Origin of the sequence: Vibrio pectenicida (assembly GCA_024347015.1) — a bacterium.
GTDB lineage: Bacteria > Pseudomonadota > Gammaproteobacteria > Enterobacterales > Vibrionaceae > Vibrio > Vibrio pectenicida.
In genome coordinates, this window is sequence record AP024890.1 from 1,068,757 (window position 1) to 1,094,361 (window position 25,605).

General features: G+C 41.0%; 23 protein-coding genes, 1 tRNA gene and 1 pseudogene. 11 read left to right on the top strand and 14 right to left on the bottom strand.

The window, feature by feature from the left end:
* Positions 1 to 50 precede the first annotated feature (50 nt).
* Entirely contained in the window at positions 51 to 1,079 is a 1,029-nt protein-coding gene (gene pyrC, locus OCV27_RS19780; protein ID WP_125320786.1) for a dihydroorotase, read from the top strand.
* 301 nt (positions 1,080 to 1,380) lie between these two features.
* Here pyrC and OCV27_RS19785 read toward each other — a convergent pair whose 3' ends face one another.
* Together OCV27_RS19785 and OCV27_RS19790 are read right to left on the bottom strand one after the other, a co-directional pair.
* On the bottom strand, positions 1,381 to 1,764 hold the full coding sequence (locus OCV27_RS19785) for a cytochrome b562 (protein ID WP_125320787.1): 384 nt from the start codon (positions 1,762 to 1,764) through the stop codon (positions 1,381 to 1,383).
* Positions 1,765 to 1,814: 50 nt separating this feature from the next.
* A complete protein-coding gene (locus OCV27_RS19790; protein ID WP_125320788.1) occupies positions 1,815 to 2,264 on the bottom strand; it encodes an SRPBCC family protein in 450 nt (149 codons plus the stop codon).
* Between the two features lie 167 nt (positions 2,265 to 2,431).
* Between OCV27_RS19790 and OCV27_RS19795 the strand changes: the two genes are divergently transcribed.
* The 6 genes from OCV27_RS19795 to OCV27_RS19820 all read left to right on the top strand — a co-directional run bounded on the left by OCV27_RS19795 (position 2,432) and on the right by OCV27_RS19820 (position 11,517).
* Positions 2,432 to 5,308 (top strand): HD domain-containing phosphohydrolase, encoded by a 2,877-nt coding sequence (locus OCV27_RS19795; RefSeq protein ID WP_125320789.1) that lies wholly within the window; start codon positions 2,432 to 2,434, stop codon positions 5,306 to 5,308.
* 310 nt (positions 5,309 to 5,618) lie between these two features.
* Positions 5,619 to 7,121 carry a glucose-6-phosphate dehydrogenase gene (gene zwf / locus OCV27_RS19800; RefSeq protein WP_185759766.1) on the top strand — a complete coding sequence of 501 codons (1,503 nt, stop codon included), beginning with the start codon at positions 5,619 to 5,621 and terminating at the stop codon, positions 7,119 to 7,121.
* Positions 7,118 to 7,834, top strand: a complete 717-nt coding sequence (gene pgl, locus OCV27_RS19805) for a 6-phosphogluconolactonase (RefSeq protein WP_125320791.1) — start codon at positions 7,118 to 7,120, stop codon at positions 7,832 to 7,834. Before zwf ends, pgl begins: the two co-directional genes overlap by 4 nt.
* A 33-nt stretch (positions 7,835 to 7,867) precedes the next feature.
* A complete protein-coding gene (gene gnd / locus OCV27_RS19810; RefSeq protein ID WP_125320792.1) occupies positions 7,868 to 9,316 on the top strand; it encodes a decarboxylating NADP(+)-dependent phosphogluconate dehydrogenase in 1,449 nt (482 codons plus the stop codon).
* A gap of 285 nt (positions 9,317 to 9,601) precedes the next feature.
* On the top strand, positions 9,602 to 9,901 hold the full coding sequence (locus OCV27_RS19815) for a hypothetical protein (RefSeq protein WP_125320793.1): 300 nt from the start codon (positions 9,602 to 9,604) through the stop codon (positions 9,899 to 9,901).
* A gap of 371 nt (positions 9,902 to 10,272) precedes the next feature.
* Entirely contained in the window at positions 10,273 to 11,517 is a 1,245-nt protein-coding gene (locus OCV27_RS19820; protein WP_125320794.1) for an SLC5/6 family protein, read from the top strand.
* A gap of 102 nt (positions 11,518 to 11,619) precedes the next feature.
* On the opposite strand, the gene OCV27_RS19825 is transcribed toward OCV27_RS19820, so the two are convergent.
* From OCV27_RS19825 to OCV27_RS19850, 6 genes are all read right to left on the bottom strand, one after another.
* Entirely contained in the window at positions 11,620 to 11,886 is a 267-nt protein-coding gene (locus OCV27_RS19825; protein WP_125320795.1) for an antibiotic biosynthesis monooxygenase, read from the bottom strand.
* Positions 11,887 to 11,894: 8 nt separating this feature from the next.
* On the bottom strand, positions 11,895 to 12,275 hold the full coding sequence (locus OCV27_RS19830) for a VOC family protein (RefSeq protein WP_125320796.1): 381 nt from the start codon (positions 12,273 to 12,275) through the stop codon (positions 11,895 to 11,897).
* A gap of 183 nt (positions 12,276 to 12,458) precedes the next feature.
* On the bottom strand, positions 12,459 to 13,319 hold the full coding sequence (locus OCV27_RS19835) for a hypothetical protein (protein ID WP_125320797.1): 861 nt from the start codon (positions 13,317 to 13,319) through the stop codon (positions 12,459 to 12,461).
* Positions 13,320 to 13,321: 2 nt separating this feature from the next.
* The gene (locus tag OCV27_RS19840; RefSeq protein WP_125320798.1) at positions 13,322 to 13,516 is read right to left on the bottom strand and encodes a hypothetical protein; all 195 of its coding nucleotides are present in this window, start codon (positions 13,514 to 13,516) and stop codon (positions 13,322 to 13,324) included.
* A gap of 617 nt (positions 13,517 to 14,133) precedes the next feature.
* Positions 14,134 to 14,207: transfer RNA gene (locus OCV27_RS19845), tRNA-Gly, on the bottom strand.
* A gap of 133 nt (positions 14,208 to 14,340) precedes the next feature.
* Complete coding sequence (locus OCV27_RS19850; RefSeq protein WP_125320799.1) at positions 14,341 to 15,705, bottom strand: transporter substrate-binding domain-containing diguanylate cyclase; 1,365 nt, start codon at positions 15,703 to 15,705, stop codon at positions 14,341 to 14,343.
* 355 nt (positions 15,706 to 16,060) lie between these two features.
* Between OCV27_RS19850 and OCV27_RS19855 the strand changes: the two genes are divergently transcribed.
* The 3 genes and pseudogenes from OCV27_RS19855 (at position 16,061) to OCV27_RS19865 (ending at position 17,862) form a co-directional block, all read left to right on the top strand.
* Complete coding sequence (locus OCV27_RS19855; protein ID WP_125320800.1) at positions 16,061 to 17,293, top strand: L-lactate MFS transporter; 1,233 nt, start codon at positions 16,061 to 16,063, stop codon at positions 17,291 to 17,293.
* A gap of 76 nt (positions 17,294 to 17,369) precedes the next feature.
* Positions 17,370 to 17,633, top strand: a pseudogene (locus OCV27_RS19860) (hypothetical protein); the annotation flags it as partial.
* Between the two features lie 40 nt (positions 17,634 to 17,673).
* Positions 17,674 to 17,862, top strand: a complete 189-nt coding sequence (locus OCV27_RS19865) for a hypothetical protein (RefSeq protein ID WP_125320801.1) — start codon at positions 17,674 to 17,676, stop codon at positions 17,860 to 17,862.
* Positions 17,863 to 17,962: 100 nt separating this feature from the next.
* On the opposite strand, the gene OCV27_RS19870 is transcribed toward OCV27_RS19865, so the two are convergent.
* Positions 17,963 to 18,364: an RNA-binding S4 domain-containing protein gene (locus OCV27_RS19870; RefSeq protein ID WP_125320802.1), complete on the bottom strand. Its 402-nt coding sequence runs from the start codon at positions 18,362 to 18,364 to the stop codon at positions 17,963 to 17,965.
* A gap of 102 nt (positions 18,365 to 18,466) precedes the next feature.
* Between OCV27_RS19870 and OCV27_RS19875 the strand changes: the two genes are divergently transcribed.
* On the top strand, positions 18,467 to 19,264 hold the full coding sequence (locus tag OCV27_RS19875; RefSeq protein WP_245986700.1) for a substrate-binding periplasmic protein: 798 nt from the start codon (positions 18,467 to 18,469) through the stop codon (positions 19,262 to 19,264).
* 70 nt (positions 19,265 to 19,334) lie between these two features.
* Here the strand turns inward: OCV27_RS19875 and OCV27_RS19880 are convergent, their stop codons facing one another.
* The 5 genes from OCV27_RS19880 to OCV27_RS19900 all read right to left on the bottom strand — a co-directional run bounded on the left by OCV27_RS19880 (position 19,335) and on the right by OCV27_RS19900 (position 25,555).
* Complete coding sequence (locus OCV27_RS19880; RefSeq protein WP_125320804.1) at positions 19,335 to 20,927, bottom strand: ABC transporter ATP-binding protein; 1,593 nt, start codon at positions 20,925 to 20,927, stop codon at positions 19,335 to 19,337.
* Positions 20,928 to 20,929: 2 nt separating this feature from the next.
* Complete coding sequence (locus OCV27_RS19885; protein ID WP_125320805.1) at positions 20,930 to 21,967, bottom strand: ABC transporter permease; 1,038 nt, start codon at positions 21,965 to 21,967, stop codon at positions 20,930 to 20,932.
* Positions 21,968 to 23,056 carry a microcin C ABC transporter permease YejB gene (locus OCV27_RS19890; RefSeq protein ID WP_125320806.1) on the bottom strand — a complete coding sequence of 363 codons (1,089 nt, stop codon included), beginning with the start codon at positions 23,054 to 23,056 and terminating at the stop codon, positions 21,968 to 21,970.
* Positions 23,057 to 23,071: 15 nt separating this feature from the next.
* A complete protein-coding gene (locus OCV27_RS19895) occupies positions 23,072 to 24,889 on the bottom strand; it encodes an extracellular solute-binding protein (RefSeq protein WP_125320807.1) in 1,818 nt (605 codons plus the stop codon).
* Between the two features lie 147 nt (positions 24,890 to 25,036).
* Complete coding sequence (locus OCV27_RS19900) at positions 25,037 to 25,555, bottom strand: NUDIX hydrolase (RefSeq protein ID WP_125320808.1); 519 nt, start codon at positions 25,553 to 25,555, stop codon at positions 25,037 to 25,039.
* Between the last annotated feature and the right edge of the window lie 50 nt (positions 25,556 to 25,605).

A 25,605-nucleotide genomic window follows, 5' to 3' on the forward strand; every position in this document is an offset into this window, starting at 1 on the left:
CCTTTCGTTTAGGCTCCAATCAGACAACTAAAACTATGGTGGGAGCAATAATGACAACACTTACGATCACTCGTCCCGATGACTGGCATGTTCACTTGCGCGATGGCGATGTCTTGGCAGACACTGTGCGCGACATAAGTCGCTACAATGGCCGAGCTATTATTATGCCAAATACCATCCCACCGATTACTGACACCGAAATGGCCATTGCATATCGTGAGCGAATTATGGCTCAGAAGCCCAGCTCGCAATTTGAGCCTCTGATGGTTTTGTACCTTACAGACAATACTTCCGTTGATGAGATAAGAAAAGCCAAAGCAAGTGGCCAAGTCGTTGCCGCAAAACTCTACCCTGCTGGAGCAACAACCAATTCAGATTCAGGCGTCACCTCAGCAAAAAATATTTATCCCATACTTGAAGCTATGCAGGAAGTCGGAATGTTGCTACTCGTTCATGGAGAAGTAACGCACCACGATGTGGATATTTTTGACCGCGAGAAAGAATTTCTTGATACCGTTCTTTCACCAATCGTAAACGACTTCCCAAACCTCAAAATTGTACTTGAACATATTACAACTGCCGATGCCGTAAACTTCGTCAATAGCGCTAACGATAATGTTGCTGCAACCATTACTGCTCATCACCTTCTCTATAACCGCAATCATATGCTCGTCGGTGGGATTAAGCCCCATTTCTACTGCTTGCCCATTTTAAAACGTAATACTCACCAAGCGGCTTTAATTACCGCCGCCACCAGTAGTAGTAAGAAATTCTTCTTAGGTACGGACTCTGCTCCACACGCCAAAGGAATGAAAGAAGCAGCATGTGGTTGCGCGGGTTCGTATACGGCGCATGCGGCACTAGAACTATACGCAGAAGTATTTGAGCAAGAGGGTAAGTTAGAGAACTTGGAATCCTTTGCAAGCCATAATGGACCAGATTTCTACGGTCTTGCGAGAAATTTAGATACAATAACACTCATAAATGAAGAGTGGTATGCACCAGAGTCAATGCCGTTTGGTCAAGATATTGTTGTACCAATCAGAGCAGGCGAAGTGGTCAATTGGAAAGTTAAGTAGTCACCTTAAAATTAAAAATAAGGCCACTAAAATGTGGCCTTATTTGATTAAATACCTAATTAATTTTTAGAATTGAAAACAAACCAATCAATTAGTCCAAATAAGATAATAGCCACTGCATCTAGTGGAAAAACCACAGCGACTATACGAGCAGTTGCGCCACGTATATATACCCAGTGGACTCAGGCAATACAGATTGTTCAAGATTCCACGGCAGTTCTTTTCACTGCCATGGTTAAAATCAACATGGTTAAGATTGGATTCAGGTTTAACTCCCCAAGTTTCATGAACGGGGATCATCTTAGCCAAATATCTTACTCCAGATACTTGGGTTGCGTTTATCATGATATTCAATACGAAGTTCATCCACTTGACGCAATGATTTTTGAGCTGAAGTAAGATCTCCTGCATCAAGTTGTAATTCAATCTTGTCTAAGGTCGTAGAGAGTTTGCTAAAACCCTCAAAGTAAGTGTCAAACTTTTCTGGTGGGTAATCCCCCTTCTTAGCTTGCTCAACGAGTTGTGACATATTGTCTACAGACATTTTCATATCACTGACAGTCGTCGCTTGTGCTGCTTGTTTAAACTCAATCTTCATTTGTTTCATGGTGGCTTTCAAATCAAAGTCCGATGCAAAAGCCTGAATCGAGAATATAAATGTAAGGGCAATAATTATTTTTTTCATTATATGGTCTTGCTTGATTTGATTACAGAGTAAAACCGCACTTTACCAAACTAACGACCTTGCTGCTCACTTATTACCTTTATCAATGGGAAGGCTTTCTTCCATCCCTCATCAAGCATATCGACAAAATCTGGATGTGTATCAATCACCACCTTCAAGCTCACAGATTCTTGGTTAGGAGTTATCTGATAATGCTCACGAGTCCCTATCCATTTTTGTGCAGTATCACTATCAAGGTCTTTTACGTGCTCAGGGTTAGAAATAGCGACATGGGTATATTCAATCTCTCTATATTCCTCTATTCGATCAATGATAGCGCGAGTACCGCCAAGATCTGGGTCGAAAAAGTAAATACTGTTACCCTCTTCCCACTCACCTTCAAATTGCGATCGTGGCGAAAAGGCTTTTGCCCATTGTTCATATAAATTCTTTTCCGTTAGCACTTGCCAAACCACCTCAGGTGTCGCTAACACTTCAACTTGATACGTCCGAGTTAACATTTCATCACTTCCATTCAACTATTTCTATAATAGTTATAGCCGATATAACAGCAATTTAATTTGAAAATCATCAAACTAGGGACACAAATGTTAAGTCATTAATCTTTACTTTTGCATGATTGGTATATTGGTCGATACTTATTAGGTAACCACTAAATGGTAATTAAATGAAGAAACGCCACTATTCTCTCAGTATCCACATCACAAGCTTATTCCTTGTTCTGACTACACTAGTCGGCGTGGTTCTGATCTCTATTAGTTACTATCATTCTCAAGAACTTCTTGCTGTCAGTGCGAAAGAGCTAAGTAACGAGAACAGTCGCAAACTTGAGTCAACTTTTAAGGTGCGCGCTGCACCAATACTAACCACGCTCGATTTTATGGCCCTTAGTGCTGTGATTAATGAACGAGAGCCGCCTATAAAAGCAAAACGTTTCCTCGCCTCAGCCAATCTTATATTTGAGAGAAACCAAGGCCTTGTTGCATTATTTTACGCAAACGAACATGGCGGGTTTACCATGCTTCGTCCATTGCATGACAAGCCATCAAGAGAAAGGTTTGAGGCTCCACCTAATGCAAGTATTATGATCAATTTCACAAAGGCTGAAGGTCTAAATGAATTTCATTTCTTCGATTATGATTACAACCGAATTGGCTATAAGAAAACCAACGATAATGAATTCGACCCGAGAGTCAGGCCATGGTACATCAATGCAGAGTCCGATGGAGAAATACGTCTAACTGAACCCTACTTTTTTTATTTCCTAAAGACCAATGGCGTAACCTTGTCTCGCCGCTCCCCAGATGGTCAGGAAGTCGTAGCAGCAGACTTCACACTTTCTTCACTATCCGATCAAATTGCTGACCTTAGTCTTTCTAAAACGACTCAAGTTGCTTTATTCGACACTCAGTTTCGGCCATTGGCACAGCATCAAACCAATATTGATCTAGACCAAGAAAAAGAAACGGTTCAACAAGCTATTCAAGATAGTTTATTTGAGCCTATTCTAAATCGGCATAGCACTCAAACACTCTACGAAGTCATTGAACGAGACGGGAAAAGTTGGTCTGTTACGCTGACACCTGTGTGGTTAAACGAACATGTTCGCCTTCTTCTCGCGGAAGCCATTCCACAAGAAGAATTACTTGGCGATTTATTGTCAATGCGAAACAGACAGATAAGTGTAGCGATAGCAATGCTGGTCATAAGCTTCATGACCGTTTGGTTAGTCGCAACCAAACTATCAACCCCTTTACAGAATCTAGTCCAACTGACTGATAATATCGCTCGTTTTGATTTCAAAAAAACTCGCTATCCGAAGAGCTTAATTCGTGAAGTTTCCAATCTTACTGAATCTATTGAATTAATGGAGCATACATTACATGACCTTCTCCGCTTGCTGCGTGAAACCGCCAGTAACAAAGATTTTTCCGTTCTAGGTAAAACCATCACTCATCAAAGCTTTCTGGTCACTCGCGCTGAAACTATTGTTCTGTTCTCTGTACAGGAAAAAGAGAACAGCTTTGACATTGTCGCAAATCACGCCATCATTCCATTTAAAATCGATATCAATGAATTTCTTAAAGATACAGCATGGCTTGAAAAGGATTTACGCCAAGGTGAAATTGTCCACTTGAACCGCAGTGATAACGCTTTCAGTCGATATATCGATAATCTCTATAACTCAGATGTCTACTTCTTCCCTTTGCTTAATCGTGAATCTCAACTTGTCGGAGTATTGCTTCTTGGCTATGAAAGAGCCATTACTAAAGAACAAAGTGATAAACATGCTTTCTTAAAAGAACTCTTGAGTTTTGCTGAAATTGCTAAAGAAAACATTCATCAAATGCAGCAGCAAAAAGATATGATGAATGCCTTTATCGAACTTATCGCCTCCGCGATTGACACCAAATCACCGTACACAGGAAGCCACTGTCAACGCGTACCTGAACTAACCCAAATGTTAACTAATGTAGCCCACAAAGATAAAGACTATTTCCCGCAGTTCGCGATGACTGAAGACCAATGGGAAGAATTAAATCTGGCAGCTTGGCTTCATGATTGCGGAAAAGTCACAACACCTGAATATGTGATAGATAAGGCGACCAAGCTTGAAACTATTTATGACCGCATACACGAAGTAAGAATGCGCTTCGAGCTCCTTAAAGTTCAAGCAGAAGTCGATTATTGGCAAGGTCTACATAATGGAGGTGACGCTGCTAGCTTAAAGAAAACACTTCAAGCAACACAAACCTCGCTGGATGAGGAGTTCCATTTTATTGCCGAATGCAACATTGGTAGTGAACAAATGGACGAGAGCGCCATCGACAAACTTAAGCAGATCGCGCAAAGGCAATGGAAAAGGACGCTCGATGATCAAGCTGGCGTATCTTGGATAGAAAAACAACGTGCAGGAGAGAAACAACCACTCCCTGTTTTAGAATCGATACTGAGCGATAAAAAAGTTCATGAAATACCTTGGTCTAAAGGTGAAAGTCCACAAGATGTTTGGACAGAAAAGTTTGTCCTAGAACCGGGTAAACTTAAATACCATCGTGGAGAGCTTTACAATCTATCGATTCGTTACGGAACTCTGAATGATGAGGAACGTTTTATGATTAACGATCATATCATTCAAACCCTAACGATGCTGGGCTGCCTTCCCTACCCAGAACATCTCAAAAACATTCCAGAAATTGCGGGTGGGCACCATGAGAGAATCGATGGCCAAGGCTACCCGAGAGGTTTAAGTGAAAATGAGCTTTCGATCCCAGCCCGTGTCATGGCAATTGCTGACGTATTCGAAGCATTAACATCCAGTGATAGGCCATACAAAAAGGCCAAAAACCTTTCCGAATCACTTAAAATAATGACCCATATGGCCACATCAGGACATATTGATCCTAAGCTATACCTTCTCTTCCTTGAACATGAAATTGACCAAAAATACGCAGAAATGTTCTTAGACTCGTCGCAAATCGTACCAGTCGCACGAGAAGACTATATAAAGGCCGTTAAAGATCACTTAAAAACATTATTTTAACATCGTCATCTATGATCCCACACCCTAGCGCAATTTAGCCGAAGCCAAAGGTGGCAGAATCCACTGAATCAGCCAATATTCAGTCAATATTTAATCGATTGCCTTCACAGAGGTTGATGTATATTCAATACTCATAGACAATACGCTGCCTAGTTATGATTTATCTCATAGCTCGAAATAATTCATTTCTGGCTATTAGACTAATAGGCATGACCAATTATCAATTTTAAATTGCCGTTGATAGGGTTGGCTCTCTGAGTTCACTGTATGAACGACATATGATAACTACCTCGTTTCTAAGGGAAAGATGATGGTAATACCAGAAAACAGCAGCATCGTTATTTTTGGTGCTTCGGGAGACTTGACGTATCGTAAGTTGATCCCAGCTTTATACCACCTTTACGCGAGTAAGCAGCTTCCAACAAATTTCGCCATCCTTGGTGTCAGCCGCACGGAATATAGCGATGAGTCTTACCGCGAAAAACTGAAGCATTCACTTCAGGAAATGGAAAAAACAGAGCCTGCAACGCTCAATGCGTTTATTGACCATCTACACTATCAAGCCATCAATACCTCTGATACCGCAGACTACAGCATACTGGTTAACCGCCTCGATCAGCTGTCACAACAGTATCATTTTGAGCAACATAATACTCTCTTCTATCTAGCCACTCCACCAAGCTTGTACAGTGTGATCCCAGCGAGCTTAGCAGCACATGGCTTAAACAAAGAGACGAATGGCTGGAAGCGTCTTATCATAGAAAAGCCATTCGGCTATGACTTAAATTCAGCAAAAAATCTCGATAAAGAAATCCACGGACATTTTGAAGAACACCAGATCTATCGTATCGATCACTATTTAGGTAAAGAAACGGTTCAAAACCTACTTGTATTTAGGTTTTCTAATGCCATGTTCGAGCCACTCTGGAATCGTAACTTTATCGATTACGTGGAAATTACCGGGGCTGAGTATCTTGGCGTCGAAGAACGCGGTGGTTATTACGATGGTTCCGGAGCGGTTCGTGATATGTTCCAGAACCACTTACTTCAAGTACTCGCTATGGTTGGCATGGAGCCCCCCGCGCAAATCAATGCTGACTCAATGCGCGACGAAGTGATTAAAGTGCTGCAATGCCTTAAGCCTCTAGATGAGCAAGCACTTAGAAATGACTTAGTCCTCGGACAATACACTGCATCGGATGTTCGTGGCCAACATCTTGTTGGGTATCGTGAAGAAAACGGCGTTGCCGATGACTCTCGAACTGAAACCTACATTGGTCTAAAGGCCTATATTAATAACTGGCGTTGGAATGGTGTACCTTTCTACGTTCGCACTGGGAAACGGCTGCCAACTCGAGTCACTGAAGTCGTCATTCACTTCAAACAGACACCGCACCCCGTTTTTGGTCAAAATGCGCCTGAGAATAAGTTGATCATTCGAATCCAGCCTGATGAAGGGATTCAGATGAGCTTTGGCCTTAAAGAACCAGGAGCAGGATTTAATGCAAAAGAGGTGAGCATGAACTTTCACTATGCTGATCTACCCGAAACTCAAATGTTAACGGCCTACGAACGCCTGTTACTTGATGCACTTAATGGTGATGCAACTTTATTTGCTCGCAGTGATGCCGTTGAAGCATGTTGGCAATATGTGCAGCCAATTCTAGACTTCAAACAAGATCCACAAGCCTTATTCGGTTATGCCTGTGGTACTTGGGGGCCAAAAGAGTCAGATGAGCTTCTTAAACGTGACAATAGAGCTTGGCGTTTCCCATGCAAAAATTTAACAGATACGGATTATTGTGAACTATGATCAACCATAAGATTTTCCAAACGGCTCAACAGGTCGTTGAAAGCCTAGCTAACGATATTAAGGTACTGAGCGAACTTAGCCGCCCTGTGCATATATCACTGTCTGGTGGCAGCACGCCCAAAATGTTGTTTAAGCTATTGGCTTCAGAAATATACGCAACGTCTATTCAGTGGCAAAACCTTCATTTCTGGTGGGGAGATGAGCGTTGCGTTACCCCTGATGACGAGCAAAGCAACTATGGTGAAGCTAACACTCTACTTTTTAGTCAAGTCGATATTCCTGCTGAGAATGTCCATCGAATTCGCGGTGAGGAAAAACCCGAGCAAGAAGTTGAGAGATTTGCTAGAGAGATGAAAGAAGTCATCCCAACAGATAACGGCACACCTGTTTTTGATTGGATATTGCTCGGTGTTGGCGCAGACGGTCATACCGCATCTTTATTCCCAGGCCAGACTAACTATGAGGAACAGAAGCTCTCTGTTTTAGCTTCCCACCCAGAGTCAGGTCAAATTCGCGTCTCTAAAACTGCCAAGGTTTTGCAAGCAGCTAAACGAATTAGCTACCTTGTACTTGGTGCTGGCAAAGTAGAAATTGTTCAAGAAATTCATACCACTCCCGCAACTGAGCTGCCCTATCCTGCGGCGAAAATCCAGTCTCAAACTGGTGAAACGGAATGGTACTTAGATTCTGACGCCGCAGAAAAAATCGCGTAACGCGAGCGTCTATTGAAAAATTGGAGAGAAACAATGAAAGGTGATATCGGTGTTATTGGTCTAGCAGTCATGGGCCAGAACCTTATCCTAAATATGAATGACCATGGCTTTAAAGTGGTCGCTCATAACCGTACCGCTGCTAAAGTAGATGAATTTCTGCAAGGCCCAGCAAAAGACACTAACATCATTGGTGCTTATTCACTCGAAGAGTTGGTTGAAAAGCTTGAGACACCCCGTAAAGTGATGCTAATGGTTCGTGCTGGCGATGTGGTCGACAAATTCATTGAAGCCCTTGTGCCACTGCTAGACAAAGGTGACATCATCATTGATGGTGGTAACACTAACTACCCAGATACCAACCGTCGTGTTGCAGCACTTCGTGAGAAAGGTATTCATTTTATCGGAACGGGTGTATCAGGCGGTGAAGAAGGCGCACGTTTTGGACCTTCTATTATGCCTGGTGGTACACCAGAAGCTTGGGAAGCCGTTAAGCCGATCTTCCAAGGTATCTCTGCAAAAACTGATGCTGGTGAACCATGCTGTGACTGGGTTGGTAATGATGGCGCTGGGCACTTCGTTAAAATGGTTCACAACGGTATTGAATACGGCGACATGCAGCTAATCACAGAAGCTTATCAATTTATGAAAGATGGCTTGGGTATGTCCGCAGACGAAATGCAAACTGTATTTGCTGACTGGAACAAAACTGAGCTTGACAGTTACCTAGTTGAGATCACAGCTGATATTCTTGGGTTCAAAGATAGCGATGGAGAGCCATTGGTTGAAAAAATCTTAGACACAGCGGGCCAAAAAGGCACTGGTAAATGGACAGGCATCAATGCGCTAGATCTTGGTATTCCGCTCACTCTGATTTCAGAGTCTGTATTTTCTCGTTGCTTATCTGCACTGAAAGACCAGCGTGTACAAACAGAGGCGCTATTTAGTAAAACCATTGCACCTGTTCAAGGTGACAAGCAAGAGTGGGTCGACGCGCTTCGTCAAGCTCTACTCGCCTCTAAAATTATCTCTTACGCTCAAGGCTTTATGCTGATGCGTGAAGCATCCAACGAAAATGGCTGGGATCTAAACTATGGTAACGTTGCTTTAATGTGGCGTGGCGGTTGTATAATCCGCTCTGCATTCTTGAGCAATATCCGTGATGCATTCGAGAAAAAACCTGAACTCGCATTTTTAGGCTCTGACGACTATTTCAAAGACATCCTACAAAACAGTCTGACAGCATGGCGTAAAGTGGCAGCTAAGTCTCTTGAAGCTGGCATCCCAATGCCGTGCACAACGTCGGCCCTGATTTTCCTTGATGGTTACACCACTGCTCGTTTGCCTGCTAATCTACTTCAAGCACAGCGAGACTACTTTGGTGCACATACCTATGAACGCATCGATCGTCAACGAGGCGAGTTCTTCCATACTAATTGGACAGGAACAGGCGGCGATACCGCGTCTACAACTTACGACGTATAATCAACACTACCCAAAGCAGCCAAGTTCACCATTGGCTGCTTTTCTATCGCACTCTCCTAAAAGTAGAACCCTGTCAGCTATTCTACGACTTCCTAATTCACTTCATCATTATCTTACCCATAAATCTAAAAATCACTAGAAATCCAACAATATAAGAGTGAAGAAAAAGATCATAAAAGTTCATTTATATTTATTATATAATTCATTGCCTAACTTAAAGTCTGCACCTGAATAGTACAAATACAGGGAGTAATGGTACAAACGAGACAACTTATAGGTGTAAACATGGTAACAATTGAACTTGAAGACTTAGACAGCCTTCTACCAATACTGGGTGAAATCTGTATGGTAAGTGATGTGGAACTATGCTTTAAAGGGCGCTTTCTACCAATAAAAGACTTACAACCTCTGGTTGAGAGCATTGAACAATCAGGTCACACTAGAACCGTAGATGCACACTACCAAATAACGCTAGGATGTGGTGAAACACTGATCTTTCCAATCATAGAAAATAGGCCTGTTATTTCCAAAAATGTGTTCGAGACATTAGTTTCGACGTCTGATTTTTACACATTATGCTATTAGTGATATGACTAATTTTATAGAATCTGGATTTTATAAAACCTAACAGTCGTCTATTCTATCTATTACTTATCACTTTTCCATAGGCAATACCAATTACTGGGTATGCGAAGCTCTTGAATTTCTTCTATCGCATCGATATACAAACCAATCCCAATAGCCCAAGCGCTAAAGGTTTAAAATTCTAGTCTTTAACATCTAATTAATAAAAAATATTAACTACTAACCCAGCAGTAATGATTAATAAGTATCCAATTGAATCTATTTAACATTTTACTTCGTGAGTTGGATCACCATAATGTATAAATTGTGTGATAATCATTAACAAAATATATAGCCTTTGCGATTCCGTGACAGACAAAGGTAACGCACAAGTGAGCGACATTCAAAATACGTTAACAGCGAAGACAAGTCCGTGGACATCCTATGATACTCAATGGGTTCTGAGCCTGTTTGGCACTGCAGTCGGTGCAGGGATCCTATTTTTACCCATTAACTTAGGTATAGGCGGAATGGTTCCATTAATCATCATGGCCATACTTGCCTATCCAATGACTTACTTAGCACACCGTGGCTTTACCCGCTTTGTTCTCTCCTCACGTAGATCTGATGCCGACTTTACCGACGTCGTTGTCGAACATTTTGGTCCGGCTGCAGGACAAGGTATTTCTCTTCTTTACTTCCTCTCAATTTTCCCAGTTCTGCTAATTTATGGGGTTGGTCTCACCAATACAGTCGATAGCTTTATGGTTCACCAAGCAGATATGGCCTCTATGCCCCGAGCTTGGCTGTCTGGTGTTTTAGTCGCCGGATTGATCGCCATCATGCTGGCAGGTGAGAAAGCTATGCTTCGAGTATTCTCAATCATGGTCTATCCATTAGTTGCCATTTTGCTATTTTTGTCAATTTACCTGGTGCCCAGCTGGCACGTACCTGAATTCATCATTCCATCATTACCTTCTTTAACCAGTACTTTATGGCTAGCCACTCCTGTGGTGATTTTTTCCTTTAGCCATGTCGCCGCTCTTTCTTCATTCGCTCATGCTCAGCGTCGACATTACGGCAAAGAAGCTACTTCTAAATCGGAAGATATTGTACGCCGCACCAGCATAATGCTGATTGTGTTTGTTATGCTATTTGTTATCTCTTGTATATTAACACTATCACCCGATCAATTAGCACAAGCTAAAGAGCAGAATGTTTCGGTGTTGTCGTACCTAGCCAACGCTACTGATAATCCGTTTATCGCAACGCTTGGACCCATTGTCGCCTTTATTGCAATCACTTCTTCTTTCATTGGGCATTTTTTGGGTGCGCGAGAGAGTCTAATTGGGATGCTGACAAAAAGTACTTCCCTCTCTCAACGTCAGGCACATGGGGTATGTATACTAGTACTCTTCTTAAGCATTTGGGCAGTCTCTATTATTAACCCAAGTATTTTAGGTATGATGGAAGCATTATCCGGTCCAATTATTGCGATGATCTTATTTATAATGCCAATGCTCGCTGTCTATAAAGTAAAAAGCTTACACGCATATAAAGGCAAATTATCCACTTTCTTTGTCCTCGCAACAGGTGCCGTCGCGGTAAGTGCTTTAGTGTTTAAGTTAGTGCAGTAGTTCTGACTTTCAGTCTGAAGAACATAACCAATCGATAACTAAAACAAAAAAGGACTGATAGTTTTCAGTCCTTTTCAACTCAATGAATAAACTTCGAGCAAATCATTCAAACACTTCATAGTAGCGCTGAACATGAGTGGTTATTTCCCCCCAGCGAGAAGTTGTGACTCGTTTTGGGTAATACTCAAAAGCTGCCCTATCGATAAACTCTTCAGAGGCATCAAAACGCAGCGGATTTTCGATCACTTGAAAAGTAATACAGCCCTCTTCTTCTAGCGTAAGGCGTTTATGGTCGATAAGTTCACTGTTAACCAATCCCAATTCTGATTCAGGGACCAAAATAAAGCCCTTTAAAACGACTTTTGACATCAATATCCTTATTGTTCAATATGAGTAGCGCAAAGCTTATTGCCAGCAGGATCTCGCAAATAAGCCAAATATAATTTCCGCCCTCCGCCTTCACGTATACCAGGAGGCGCTTCACACGCTGTGCCGCCATTTTCTAGACCAGCGGCATGCCATGCATCCACCAGTTCAGGACTGCTGACTTTAAGCCCGATTGTCATTCCATTGCCATGAGTCGCCTGTTCGCCATCTATGGGGTTGGTAATACCCAATACGCCCTCTTTTGTTACATAGAGGCAGCGACCTTTGTCATCAATTATACCTTCTGAATATCCGAGAACGGCCATCACGGCATCATAAAAAGCTTTGGATTGATTAATATCATTTGTGCCGACCATAACGTGACTGAACATTGCTATTCCTTTTTTAGCTATTAAAGTTAAAAATACTGTGCAATATGAAACACATAATGTCTAGTGCTAATAATACAACTGAAAGTGCCAAGTGTTAGTAATCTAACATGTTGGTGTGTGGTATTTTTTAAGGAGGTCTTGTATTTGTAGTTCTTGAAAGCAATTGCCACAAATGTAATTTATTCAGCAAAGTACATAGCTTGATTTACGTTTTAGATTTCGTTGGAACTCTTCATAGATATCCTCAGAAAAATGAGTTGCCAAAATAATTTTATCTTGTCTGATAGTTAAGGCTACATCTCTTGATACTTCATTGTATTTTGTCGTTAAACTGACACCTAGTGTATCTTTATCACGATATCCACTTGCGTATGGGGTTATTGTGATTTCTTGATCCATACCCTCTGCTTCGTTTGGCTCACCAAGGCTCAGTACACGCCCTATATACACTTTTCTATCATCCATAGTTATCATTAGATAAAAACCATCGATAAGATATGAGTTATAGAAAAGCGCATCCATTGGGCTGTCTTTCAATATTGATGACATCAGTACAATTTTAGCTTTCTCTTTTGAAGACAATGCTGACTCATCTTTACGCCTCATCAAAAAACGATGTCTTTTAATAGATAGTTTTATACGACGAATAGACAGTAAATCCGTTAAATCAACGGCCTTCAGGCGGAGTCTAGCAGCACCCCAAAAGGCATAAAAATATGCCAGACCTATGGCTCCTGTAGCGATCAAAAGAACCCATGTAAGTTCATCAGCATCTTCATGAGCGATAGGTAATATTATGGAATAAAAGAACGAATACAGATCGAGATTGAAATCATAACCAAAGATATCGACCTTTGGTGGAACATAATTATTGACAAATAAAGTGACCAAGCTGCTACATACTGTACACATAAAGCCCGACTTAGCACTTTCTAAGTAGAGTAATTGACCATCGTAGCGATGCAATCTGTAGTAGTTGTATGGGTGCTTTGTAAAAACAATATAACCTGAAATAAGAGTAGGCAGGATAAGCAATAGAAGCATGCCTATCCTACAATTCGATCAAGCTTGGAGATGAATATTTTTGATTTTTCAGTTGAACGTACTTGTGATGCATCGTTGGTTAACGTCCCGCGACCCACAACTCTCATTGACGATGCCTGCTTTTGGCGCAAATGTTTCAAGATCTCTCGTTCTTCATTTGTCGCAGAAAGTCCAAGCCAAACTAAAAGCTTATTCATAATAAACCTTATACTGTAGGATTTAGATTAATTTTAAGCGATCGCTACAGAATCCTCAACACATTGTTATGTAATACATGAGGCATGTTACACTCGATAGTTCGCAATCAACCTAGCGTTAATATGACATATTCAGTCGACCATCACATATGGAGTCCAAAACTATCTATGTTAACAACATCAATCATACTAAAGCGTTCATGACAGCTAGTTAGCAGTGAACTAGGACACTAACACTATAGTCAAAGGTCCTGCAACTGCGGCAAGAACCATCGAAAACCACAGATAAATCATTAGTGTTAGGTAGAGTGAAAATACCCCTTTTGCAGCATTTTCCACTGCAATACCTTTCATGTTCTGTATGAGAAAGACTAACTCTGCCCTCGGAATCGAGCCTGCTATTTTCGAAACTTAAACTTTAAGATCATCAGGCCTATTGAGATTGGTAGGCAAAGAGCCAGCGGATACAAGATGAAAGAGGTAAAGGTATTTTCAGAAGATGGCTTACTTGAAACCATAGTCACAATAATGATGGCTAGGTACATCCAGTCTTTAGATACATTTGAGAAATCACTTGTTTGAAGTAATAAAAAATCATAACTGAGAGGGGAAAAAATTGGAGCGTGCAGTGGGAATCGAACCCACATCATCAGCTTGGAAGGCTGAGGTAATGCCATTATACGATGCACGCCGCGTCGCTGGAACACGTCTAATATGCCACAGTAATATGAAAAGAAAAGGTTTTTTTTCGCTATACTGGTCCGTTTGATTGCTTTGTGCGCAAACTGGCCTTTTTTCAACCTCAGCAATGCTTCAATAGCGCATTAAGTCGCCATATTACGTACTACAGCTCTATCTTTTCCTTGTTCTTTGGCTTGATACATTAAATCATCAGCATCTGACAGCTGTATATCAGCGCTTGAGTTTGGATAATAGGCGCAGCCTAAACTAAGTGTCACCTTGTGAGGCGCTTGGCCGTCAAAATCAAGATTTCTAATCAAATCACAGATAGAATGGGATAACTCTTTGACTCTCAGCTCATCTTGGTTGTTCATGACTAAAGCGAATTCTTCACCCCCAATTCGCCCCAAGAGCTGTTCTGAACCTGCACTACCTTTAATCGTCTCAGCAACTGTTTTAATAACATGATCGCCAACTTGATGACCATAGGTATCATTGATCATTTTAAAATCGTCTATATCAAATACCATAACACACACATCACCCGGCCTACCAAGTCGCTCATGAAACTCCGATACAAAATGCCGACGATTACTCAAGCCTGTCAAATAATCCGTTTCTGACAATTTTTTTAATTCTTCATTTGCCTCAGCCAGCTCACGAGTTTTCATCCGCACAGAATACCTAAGAGCAACAATATATAATGCAGCACCAACGACAGCTATCGCGATTAAAATTGGCGCTAAATAAGCAGGATACACGGTATTTATGTGCATCCAGCGGCTGAGTATCCTTTGTTTTTCGCTTATCGTGATCGCTTCCTGACCATTGGTGACCTGATCCTGTAGGACCTTATTGCCCTCTTTAACCGCTGCTCTAAGATCGCCTGAATAAAGGTTTCTTACACCAATAAAAGCATTGGCTTTATTGCTGGTGAGCAAATAAAAATTACCCACCTGCAGATCAGCTACAAAGGCTGAAATCTCCCCACTAAATGCAGCATCAATCATTTTTTGGTTGTTATTAAATGCCGCCAACTTGAGGTTTGGGTAATGTGTGCGCGTAAACTCTTCTTCATATCCACCCGTTACGACTCCTACCTTATACTCATGTAGCCCTAACATGAATTCATTGAGATCTAAGCCAATCAAGTCTCGATTAATGTACATTTGGGTATCTATAGTGATTATCGATGGTGTGTAGTCAAGGTAGCCTTCTCTGTGCTCAGACCACAGCAAGCCACCATGAACATCAGCCTTTCCGGTTTTTACCGCTTCTAATGAATCATTCCAATCGAGTAGAAGGAATTTAACCTCAATCCCATTATGCTGAGCGTAAAGCTTCCAATAGTCGATTAGAATACCAGCTGGATTCTGATCATCATCTAGATAAGAAAATGGTTTCCACGCTTTGGAATTGGTTACAACCAAAGGTTGTGATTGTAGCTGATCAGCTATTGAAATCGCTGTAAACAGAAAGGTGCAAATAAATAGACTAACACGCACCATCACATTGTCCTTTGAACATGGTTTGTCATTCCTTAAGTGAGTCACTACGACCGCTTACTTTTTCCAGACTTTGGTACACTAAGTGAAATCGGTATTGATACTTGTAATATTAGACGTAAATCACTTATGCGCCAGCTTACGCGTTATCATTTCTAAGGCTCGAAAGATGAAACGATACACATTTGCATATCCACAACTGATAGAAAAGTAACTCATGCAAAAAAGTGATTTCAATCACTTCAATATTGGGTATAATCCGCGCCCACTATGAGTTTTGTTGATAAACGCAAACTAAATTTGAATAAACTGACTATAACGTTGACCTCTCATGTGCAGAGGTAAAATGAGAAAAAAAATGAGCAAGATTGATAAAGCGACACGAATACTATTAGCAGGATTCTGTATCAACCTTTGTCTTGGCATCCTATATGCTTGGAGTGTGTTCAACAAAGCCTTAGTTACTGAGTTAGGTTGGAGCGCCGCTGAAGCTTCATCACCTTATGCCATTGCGACCATTACCTTTTCAACTTGCCTTCTTATTGCTGGGATACTCCAAGACAAAATGGGACCACGTAAGATTCTTATCCTTGGTACCACTTTGACTGGATTTGGCATGATTGCGTCTGGTTTTGTGAGCTCTCCATTGCTTTTAAACCTCACCTTTGGTGTGATGACAGGTGCTGGGATTGGTTTTGGATATGCTTGCCTATCTCCATCAGCAATGAAGTGGTTCCATTCATCGAAAAAGGGAATGGTTAACGGTCTTATAGCGGCCGGATTTGGTCTTGCAGCTATTTATCTTGCGCCACTGACATCAGCTTTAATAAATAGCATAGGTATTCAATCTAGCTTTATTGTACTTGGTATTGGGATCTTAGCTATCACTGTCCCTCTTGCGGCGACAATCAACAATCCACCTACTGGCTATACACCAGCCTTACCAAACAATAAAACCGGTAAGTCTACGCTGAACATTAGCGATTCTCACGATCTAACTTGGAAGTCCATGCTTAAAACACCTCAGTTTTACTCACTTTGGATCATGTATGCGTTTGCTGCATCAGTTGGCCTTATGATTATTGGAAACATTACTACGATTGCCAGTGTACAAGCAAACTTACCAAATGCAGTTTATCTAGCCTCAATCCTCGCCATATTTAACTCTGGTGGCCGAGTTGTCGCTGGCATCCTTGCTGACAAAATTGGTGGTATCAAGACTTTATTGCTGGCGTTTATTCTTCAGGGCATCAATATGGTTTTGTTTGCTACATTCGATAGCGAGTTCACACTTATTATCGGAACTGCCCTTGCTGCGGTTGGTTACGGCACTTTGTTGGCTGTATTTCCAACGATTACCGCTGAGTTCTATGGCCTTAAAAACTACGGGACTAACTACGGTGTGCTATACACAGCATGGGGAATCGGAGGCGCGATTGGTGCAGCAGTAGTAGGGCTTTCTGTGGCTAATGGTGAGAACTACAATCTCGCATATACGATTTCTGCTTTCATGATGGCAACCTGTATTGCAATAGCACTTTTCACCAAGCCAATTTCAATGGCTAAAATTAGCCGATTAACAAAAGCCTAACGCCTCTGATAGCAAACTACCATTCCCATCCTCCAGAGGCTTAGCACAAATGTTAGGCCTTTTTTATACGAAAAATAAACCGTTTAATCAACCCAGTCAGGTCCCCTACCAGTCTGATAACCAAAAGCAAGAACTGTATGACATACTAAAAGCTCATCTATCTCCAAAGCATGACGAATCTTTGAGAACAATTGATGATTTTACCTTGGTTCATGGCATCATAGGTAGCTATCCAGCCGCATACCTTTCATTAGTTGAAAACGAAATTCACCACTGGTATAAAGAAAATCAGCCTGTAGAATTTGGCCTCCTTGACTATAATCGTTTTGAGAATAGATAAATCTATTCGGCCGACCATTTGTTAACGCAGGAGGTAGGGCATGAGTATACGAGATAGTATTCGAGCTATCGAGCAGCAAATATATATTGCTTGCTCAGAGGGTGATTACGACACTGTCCAAATGCTTGAGCATCAATTAGAGAGCTTGCGCGATAAATCTGAGCATCCACTCGATGATGATTCCTATGCACCTGAAAGTAAGATACACCCTGAAGACCTTTGGTATTAAGCATAAAAGCCCCGTTAAAAGTTACGGGGCTTTTTTTGAGTTATACGACACGTCAATGAAAATTGAAAGTGTGTACGTCAAACCGCCTAGTTAATATTGCCTAGAAGAAATCAATATCGGTGCGCCCAATGTCATTTTTCTTTTTACGCTTTTCTCGCTTCCCTTTATCTGATTTTGTTGCTTGCATTTCACCATCACCACTAGTTCCAGAAATACCATCATCAACGCTTTCTTGATCAATACTCTGCTCATCACAAATCACGACATAAAACTCCTGGTTAAACTCAAAAAAATCACCATGATACATTTTTCGACGCTTTCTTGTTTCAAGTTCACCATTAACGGCAACATAACCATCCGCTATCAAGTGTTTTGCTTCACCACCACCACCAACTAAATTAGCCAGTTTAAATACCTTATACAACTCAACAGGCTGACTTGATACATCCACCCCAATCGCTTCAATTTCAATTTTTTGAGCATTTTTGTCGTCTTCTGTCATATTTTGCTTAAATTTAAAGGTGAAAAAAGCAAAGTCTAATGCCTATCGTGAAATAAATAAACTAAAGTTACTACTATAAGGAGCACATTAAAGGGATCCGCTTTGCTCAAATGGACAATCATTTTACTCATTGCTTCGTGGCGTGTCTTTGCTTTCGAACCACCCGTAAAAGTATTGGTTTATGGCGATGACGCATACCCTCCCTACAGCTATGTAGAAAATGGCATTTCAAAAGGCATCTATAGCGATATTCTTCGTCGGGTTTTTAAAGATATGCCTGGTTATCAAATTAAAATCGTACCCATACCATGGAAACGAGGGCTGAAAATGCTCAAGTCTGGACGAGGGTTCGCTCTATTCCCACCATACTACTACGCCGATAAACGATTTTATATCTCGCCGTACTCAACGCCGATTTTAAATGAAGAAGTCGTTGTTTTTTGCAATAACGCCAGTGTTAAAGATCGTCCTCTGAGCAAATGGCCAGCCGATTATTTGGGTTTGACTATTGGTGTAAATGAAGCTTTTTCACTAGGTGGCAATGAGTTTTGGAATGCAGTTAAAGCAGGGAAAATCACAGTATCCGAAGCTAAAGGCAGCCGACCCAGCCTTATAAAATTGTACGAGAATAAGATTGATTGTTATATGAACGATCGTCTATCTATTTTATGGGAAATCAGGCGAATGACTACTGATGGGTTACTGCCAATTGATTGGAAGCTAACTTTGGGAGCAGTCGTGAGTGCTGAACAAGGTTACCTAGGCTTTACTACTATCCAGCCCGATAAATACCCCTTTAAAGATGATTTTGTTACTACCTTTAATTCAGTACTAACCAAACTAAAAGAAACTGGAGAGTTAGACGGTATTATAAAGGCCTATTTAGAGCAAGATCTATAAGCCATAACCTATAACAACCATTGAAGCCTTATCTTCATCTTTTAGGGCTTCAACTTATAATAATCTACATTCAAAACTTTGATAGCTCGACCAACTTACGTGTATAAGATTGCTTCGGGTTTTCAAACAGATCTAATGTCTCTCCACTTTCGACAACCAACCCCTGCTTCATCACAATGGTATGGTGACATAGCGACTTTACTACGTTTAGGTCATGACTAATAAATAAATAGGTCAAAGCATATTTTTGCTGGAGAGATTTTAATAATTCAAGTACTTGAGCCTGAACTGTACGATCAAGAGATGACGTCGGTTCATCAAGAAGAATGAATTCAGGCTTGAGTACTAAGGCTCTTGCTATAGCAATCCTTTGTCGTTGGCCACCAGAAAATTCATTCGGAAACCGATAGCGAGTCTCTGGATCTAGGTCAACGTCTTCCATTGCTTCACAAATCATTCGTTCAACCGTCAATTCATCTAAGTCATGATGAACATAAAGACCTTCACCAATCACTTGAGCGACAGACATTCTGGGATTTAACGCAGAAAACGGATCTTGAAAGACAACTTGCATCTTACTCCGATATGGGAGCATCTCTTTTCGACCTAGCCCTTGCAATTCTTGTTGCTGGTAGCGTATAGAGCCTTCGGAATTTACCAGGCGCAAAATTGCCATACCAGTGGTTGATTTACCAGAGCCACTTTCACCGACTAAACCCATTGACTGGCCTCGTTTTAAGTCAAAGTCCATATCAGTAACCGCTTTAATATGCGATACGACTCTCTTAAGCAATCCACCAGTTATAGGAAACCAAACTTTAAGTTTATCGACCGTGACAAGGCTTTCAGATTCTTCAGGCACATCTACCGGTAAACCTCTAGGATCCGAATGAATAAGTGTCTGAGTGTAAGTATGCTGTGGGGCTGAAAATAATGAATAACAGTCCGCTTGTTCGACCAACTCACCATTTTGCATCACAGCAACTTTGTCAGCAATTCGCCGAACAATACTTAGGTCATGGGTAATAAAGAGCATCGCCATGCCTATTTCTTTTTGTAAATCTCTTAATAACTCCAATATTTGTGCCTGAACAGAGACGTCTAGCGCTGTCGTTGGTTCATCTGCAATCAAAAGCTCCGGTTTGTTTATCAAAGCCATTGCGATCATGACTCTTTGTCTTTCACCACCAGATAACTCATGAGGGTAAGCATCTATCTTCACTTCTGGATAACGAATTCCTACTTTTTCTAGCCACTCAATCGCAAGTTTTTGCGCTTTGTTCTGACGAACACCACTGTGTATCTCCAGTGTTTCTACTAGTTGCCGCCCGACTCTATGTAACGGATTAAGAGAAACCATCGGCTCTTGGAAAATCATGCCAATACGGTTGCCCCGTATACCTCTTAGCTCTCGTTCGGAGCAGTTAAGTATGTCTGAACCATCAAAGTTAATCGTACCTTCCAAATAATGAGAAGAGCCTTTGGGCAGAAGCTTGAGGATAGCGTTTGCGGTGACTGATTTTCCCGAGCCACTTTCACCAACCAACGCCAGTGTTTCTCCTTTAGCGATAGTAAACGACACGTTTTTTGTCACTTGGTCGATATTTTTACCAACGCCAAAACCTAATGACAAACCATTCAATGTAAGTATATCTTTCGCCATAGTTACCTGCCTTGATGGTGGGGGTCAAAGGCATCTCGTACCGCTTCACCTATGAATACTAAAAGGGTGAGCATAATAGATAATACCAAGAAAGCTGAAAAGCCAAGCCAAGGGGCCTGTAAGTTGGCCTTACCTTGAGCAAGTAACTCGCCTAAGGAAGGTGAACCAGCAGGAAGACCAAATCCCAGAAAGTCCAAAGATGTCAGAGTGGTCACTGAACCTGATAATATAAAAGGCATCATAGTCAAAGACGCTACCATGGCATTGGGCAACATATGCCTTCTCATAATGCGACTATCACCAACCCCCATAGCTAATGCAGCTCTAACATAATCAAAGTTTCGACAACGCAAGAATTCAGCCCTCACTACCCCGACCAAACTCATCCAACTAAACAACACCATAATACCCAACAGCCACCAAAAATTTGGTTCGACAAAACTGGATAAAATAATCAACAAAAACAATGTTGGCATTCCCGACCAAACTTCAATAAAACGCTGGCCGAACAAATCTAACCAGCCACCGTAATAACCTTGTGTTGCGCCAACAATGACACCAATGACACTCGAAATCACAGTAAGGATGATGCCAAACAGCACAGAAATTCGGAAACCATAAATAATCCGAGCAAGTACATCACGACCTTTATCATCTGTCCCCAACCAATTAACACTATCAGGAGCTGAAGGGACAGAGCCGGAAATATTATAGTTGATACTACTATAGCTAAATCGAATAGTAGGCCAAATCATATAACCCTTTTCTTCAATTAACTCCACGACATATGGGTCTTTATAATCGGCTTCGGTTTCAAACTCACCGCCAAACATGGTTTCAGCATACTGAGTGGTAATAGGAAAATACCAAGCGTTTTCATATTCAATCAACAGTGGCTTGTCGTTGGCAATTAACTCAGCAAATAAACTTGAGACAAATAACACCATAAATATACATAGCGACCAGTAACCACGTTTGTTGGCCTTAAACCTGTGCCAACGCGCTTGATTTAACGGATTAGCCACCTTATTTTTCTTCATTTAACGGGCCTCAAAGTCAATTCTTGGGTCGACCCAAGTGTATGTTAAATCAGAAATAATACTCAGCACCAAACCCAGTAATGTCATGATATAGAGTGAGCTAAATACCACTGGATAGTCTCTTTGGATTGTGGACTCAAAACCAAGCAAACCGATCCCTTCAAGTGAAAACATAACTTCAATCAACATTGAGCCTGTAAAGAAGATACTGATAAATGCTGCCGGAAAACCAGCAATAATAATTAGCATGGCATTACGAAAAACATGCCTATAAAGAATACTGCTTTCGTCCAAGCCTTTCGCTCTAGCAGTAACCACATATTGCTTACTAATTTCATCAAGAAATGAGTTCTTAGTTAACATACTTAAAGTTGCAAACCCACCAATCACCATTGAGAGTATTGGCAAGGCCAAATGCCAAAAGTAATCAATAATTTGCTCATACCACACCATTTGATCAAAATGACTTGAAACAAGACCGCGTAATGGGAACCAACTAAAATAATTACCGCTAGCAAACAAAATAATCAATATAATAGCAAATAGGAAGCCTGGGATTGCATAACCTACTATCACCATAGCACTCGACCAAATATCAAACCTCGACCCATGATGTATTGCTTTCATTACACCTAACGGGATCGAAATAAAGTAGATAATCAGTGTGCTCCATAACCCTAAAGAAATAGATACTGGTAAACGATCAACAATTAAATCGATAACATTACCACCTTTAAAGAGGCTTTCTCCAAAGTTAAAGGTGGCATAATCTTTAAGCATATCTATGTAGCGCTCAAGGATAGGTTTATCAAAACCAAACTGTTTTTTAATTTCTTCAACAACTTGAGGATCTAAACCTCTTGAACCCTTATATCCACTTAGGCTAACATCGTTTTCTAAATCAAGAGAAACTTCACTACCCCCACCTGCAAAACGCTCCATAATTCCGGAACTGTGCCCTTCAATTTGAGCAATGGCTTGCTCGACTGGGCCGCCTGGAGCGATTTGAATAATAAAAAAATTAATCGTTATAATCGCCCATAAAGTGGGGACAACCAATAATAGTCGGCGAAAGATATAAGCTGTCATATATATCCCTCAGCGTTAACGTCGTTTTGCAGGTAATTTGGCCGCTTTATCTTTCGAGACCCACCAAGTGTCAACCCCAAGATCGTATTTAGGTATCGTTTCAGGGCGATCAAATTTATCCCACAAGGCTACACGATATGTACTGACGTACCATTGTGGGATAATGTAAAAATTCCACTGCAAAACACGATCAAGCGCTCGCCCTAAAGTAAGCAAAGCTTCTGGGTCCTGCTGCTTTTGGGCAATTGTCATCGTCAAGCTATCAACGACTGGATCCATCACTCCCGCAAAGTTGTAACTTGAATCGATATAATTAGAATTCCATATAATGAGTAAGTTAGGGCTGGGATATGGATTTGCAGAATAAGCTCTGGAGATCATATCAAAGTCTCGATCTCTCAATCGTTTTGTATACTGCGTTGTATCAATGGTGCGAATTTTCATGTTAATGCCCATACGCTTCATGTTATTTTGCAGCGGTGTAGCAATGCGTTCGTCCGTCGGGCTGTAAATCATTAACTCAAAGCTAAAGGGCTCACCCGTCTTACTGTTGGTAAGCACTTTGTTTTTTAATTCCCAGCCCGCTTCTTTTAACAATTTAAACGCGACTCTCATCTGCGCACGGATATGCCCCGAACCATCGGTTTTTGGTGGCTCAAACTCTTGTGTCAAAGCTCGTGGAGGAATAGCTTTTTTGAACGGTTCCAAAACCTTGAGCTCTTTCTCACTGGGTAAGCCTTTCGCTTCATAATCTGTATTTTGAAAATAACTACGAGTTCTCGAATACTGACCATAAAACATATTTTTATTCATCCACTCAAAGTCCATCGCATAGCTCAGCGCTTCTCTTACTCTTGCATCCTTGAACACTTCCCTCTGAGTATTAAAAACAAATCCTTTATTACCTTCAGGCTTTTGATGGGGGATTTCCTGTTTAGTGATAAAACCTTTATCAAAGTTGGCCCCTGTATAAGAATTGGCCCAAAATTTTGCCGAGGTTTCGAGGCGAAAATCAAATTCACCCGCCTTAAATGCTTCAAGCATAACGGTATCATCACGATAATAATCGTATTGAATTTGCTTAAAATTATGCCGGCCAACATTAACTGGAAGATCCTTAGCCCAATAATCCTCTACCAAAGCGTAGGTTACACTTTGGCCAGACTTATAATCGATAATTTTATAAGCCGAACTGCCAACTGGGGGAACAGGTATTGGTTCTGAAAAGTTTTTATCTTTCCAAAAATGCTGCGGCAATACCCGTGTGGATTGAGCAAAACTGAATAACTTTTCGCGATTTGGCGTCGCCATCTCAATCCGCACCGTATATTTATTTTTTGCTATAACGGACTTGATGTCTTTGTAATAAGAACGATATTGAGGCACCCCTTCGGTCATAAATTTATCGAAGGTAAAAGCGACATCTTCCGCTGTTATTGACTCTCCATCATGAAATCGAGCCTTGGGATTAATATCAAGTTCAAGCCAAGTAAAATCATCAGAATATCTGACTCTTTGAGCAATTAAAGGATAATATGCATCGATTTCATCACTGGGGGAGTACATCAAAGAATCATACAATTCTCCAGTTGCTGCAGCTGAGACCCCTCTTGATGCATAACGATTGAAGTTATCGTAGGTTCCAATATTGCCATAAGTTATCTTGCCATATTTTGGTGCACTGGGGTTTACATAATCAAAATGGGTAAAATTGTCTGGGTATTTAGCTTTTCCAAATCCAACCAAGCTGGTTGTTTCGATCACTTTGGCTTGTCCGATGGAGCTAAGGCTAGCGAGTATAGCCCCTAAAAGAATGCGGCATATTTGCTTCATTGGCAATATCCTTTCCAACCTCAGGTATATTATTATTAATTCAGTTACTTAAATAAGTATAGGCACTTATATCGCACTCATAGAAACACTAGCAACAAAAATGTGCCTTGGCACCAATAATAAAGTACGACAAGGGCAACATGTTGCCTAAAGCATTTCTTTGGCAATTAAGTGTAAAAGAAACGTTTCACGCTCAATACTCATACCTTTTTTAGGACTGTTCGCAATGGTTTTTTCATTATGGGCAATAGCGTTATGGATATTAATCCACATTGCACTCATGCCGTTTTTGATTTCGTAATCTTCGTAAGCTGGTTTTCCCAGCTTACGGTCAACTTTGCAGGTATAGCAGTAGGAGTGCATATGTAATACATCAAATTCAGGCTTATGCCATGGACGGAACTCTTCATAGATGCCAAATGGTTTTATATTATGGATATTTTGAGCGCCAGTTTCTTCCTCTAGCTCTCTTATCATTCCAGCAATTATATCCTCTCCATCATCAATACCACCACCTGGAATGGTGTAATCATGATAGCGCTGTGTGTAAAGTAGGAGAATCTCCTCTCCATCAACCACAATTGCTCTAGCCGCATTTCTTTGAATGATAACTTTATCATCCAAATGGTCAATATCAGGATGGATAGACGTTTTTAAATGTCTCATCAGGAACTTAATTAATGAACAATTTGAGTCGATTCTACCATATCAGCTCA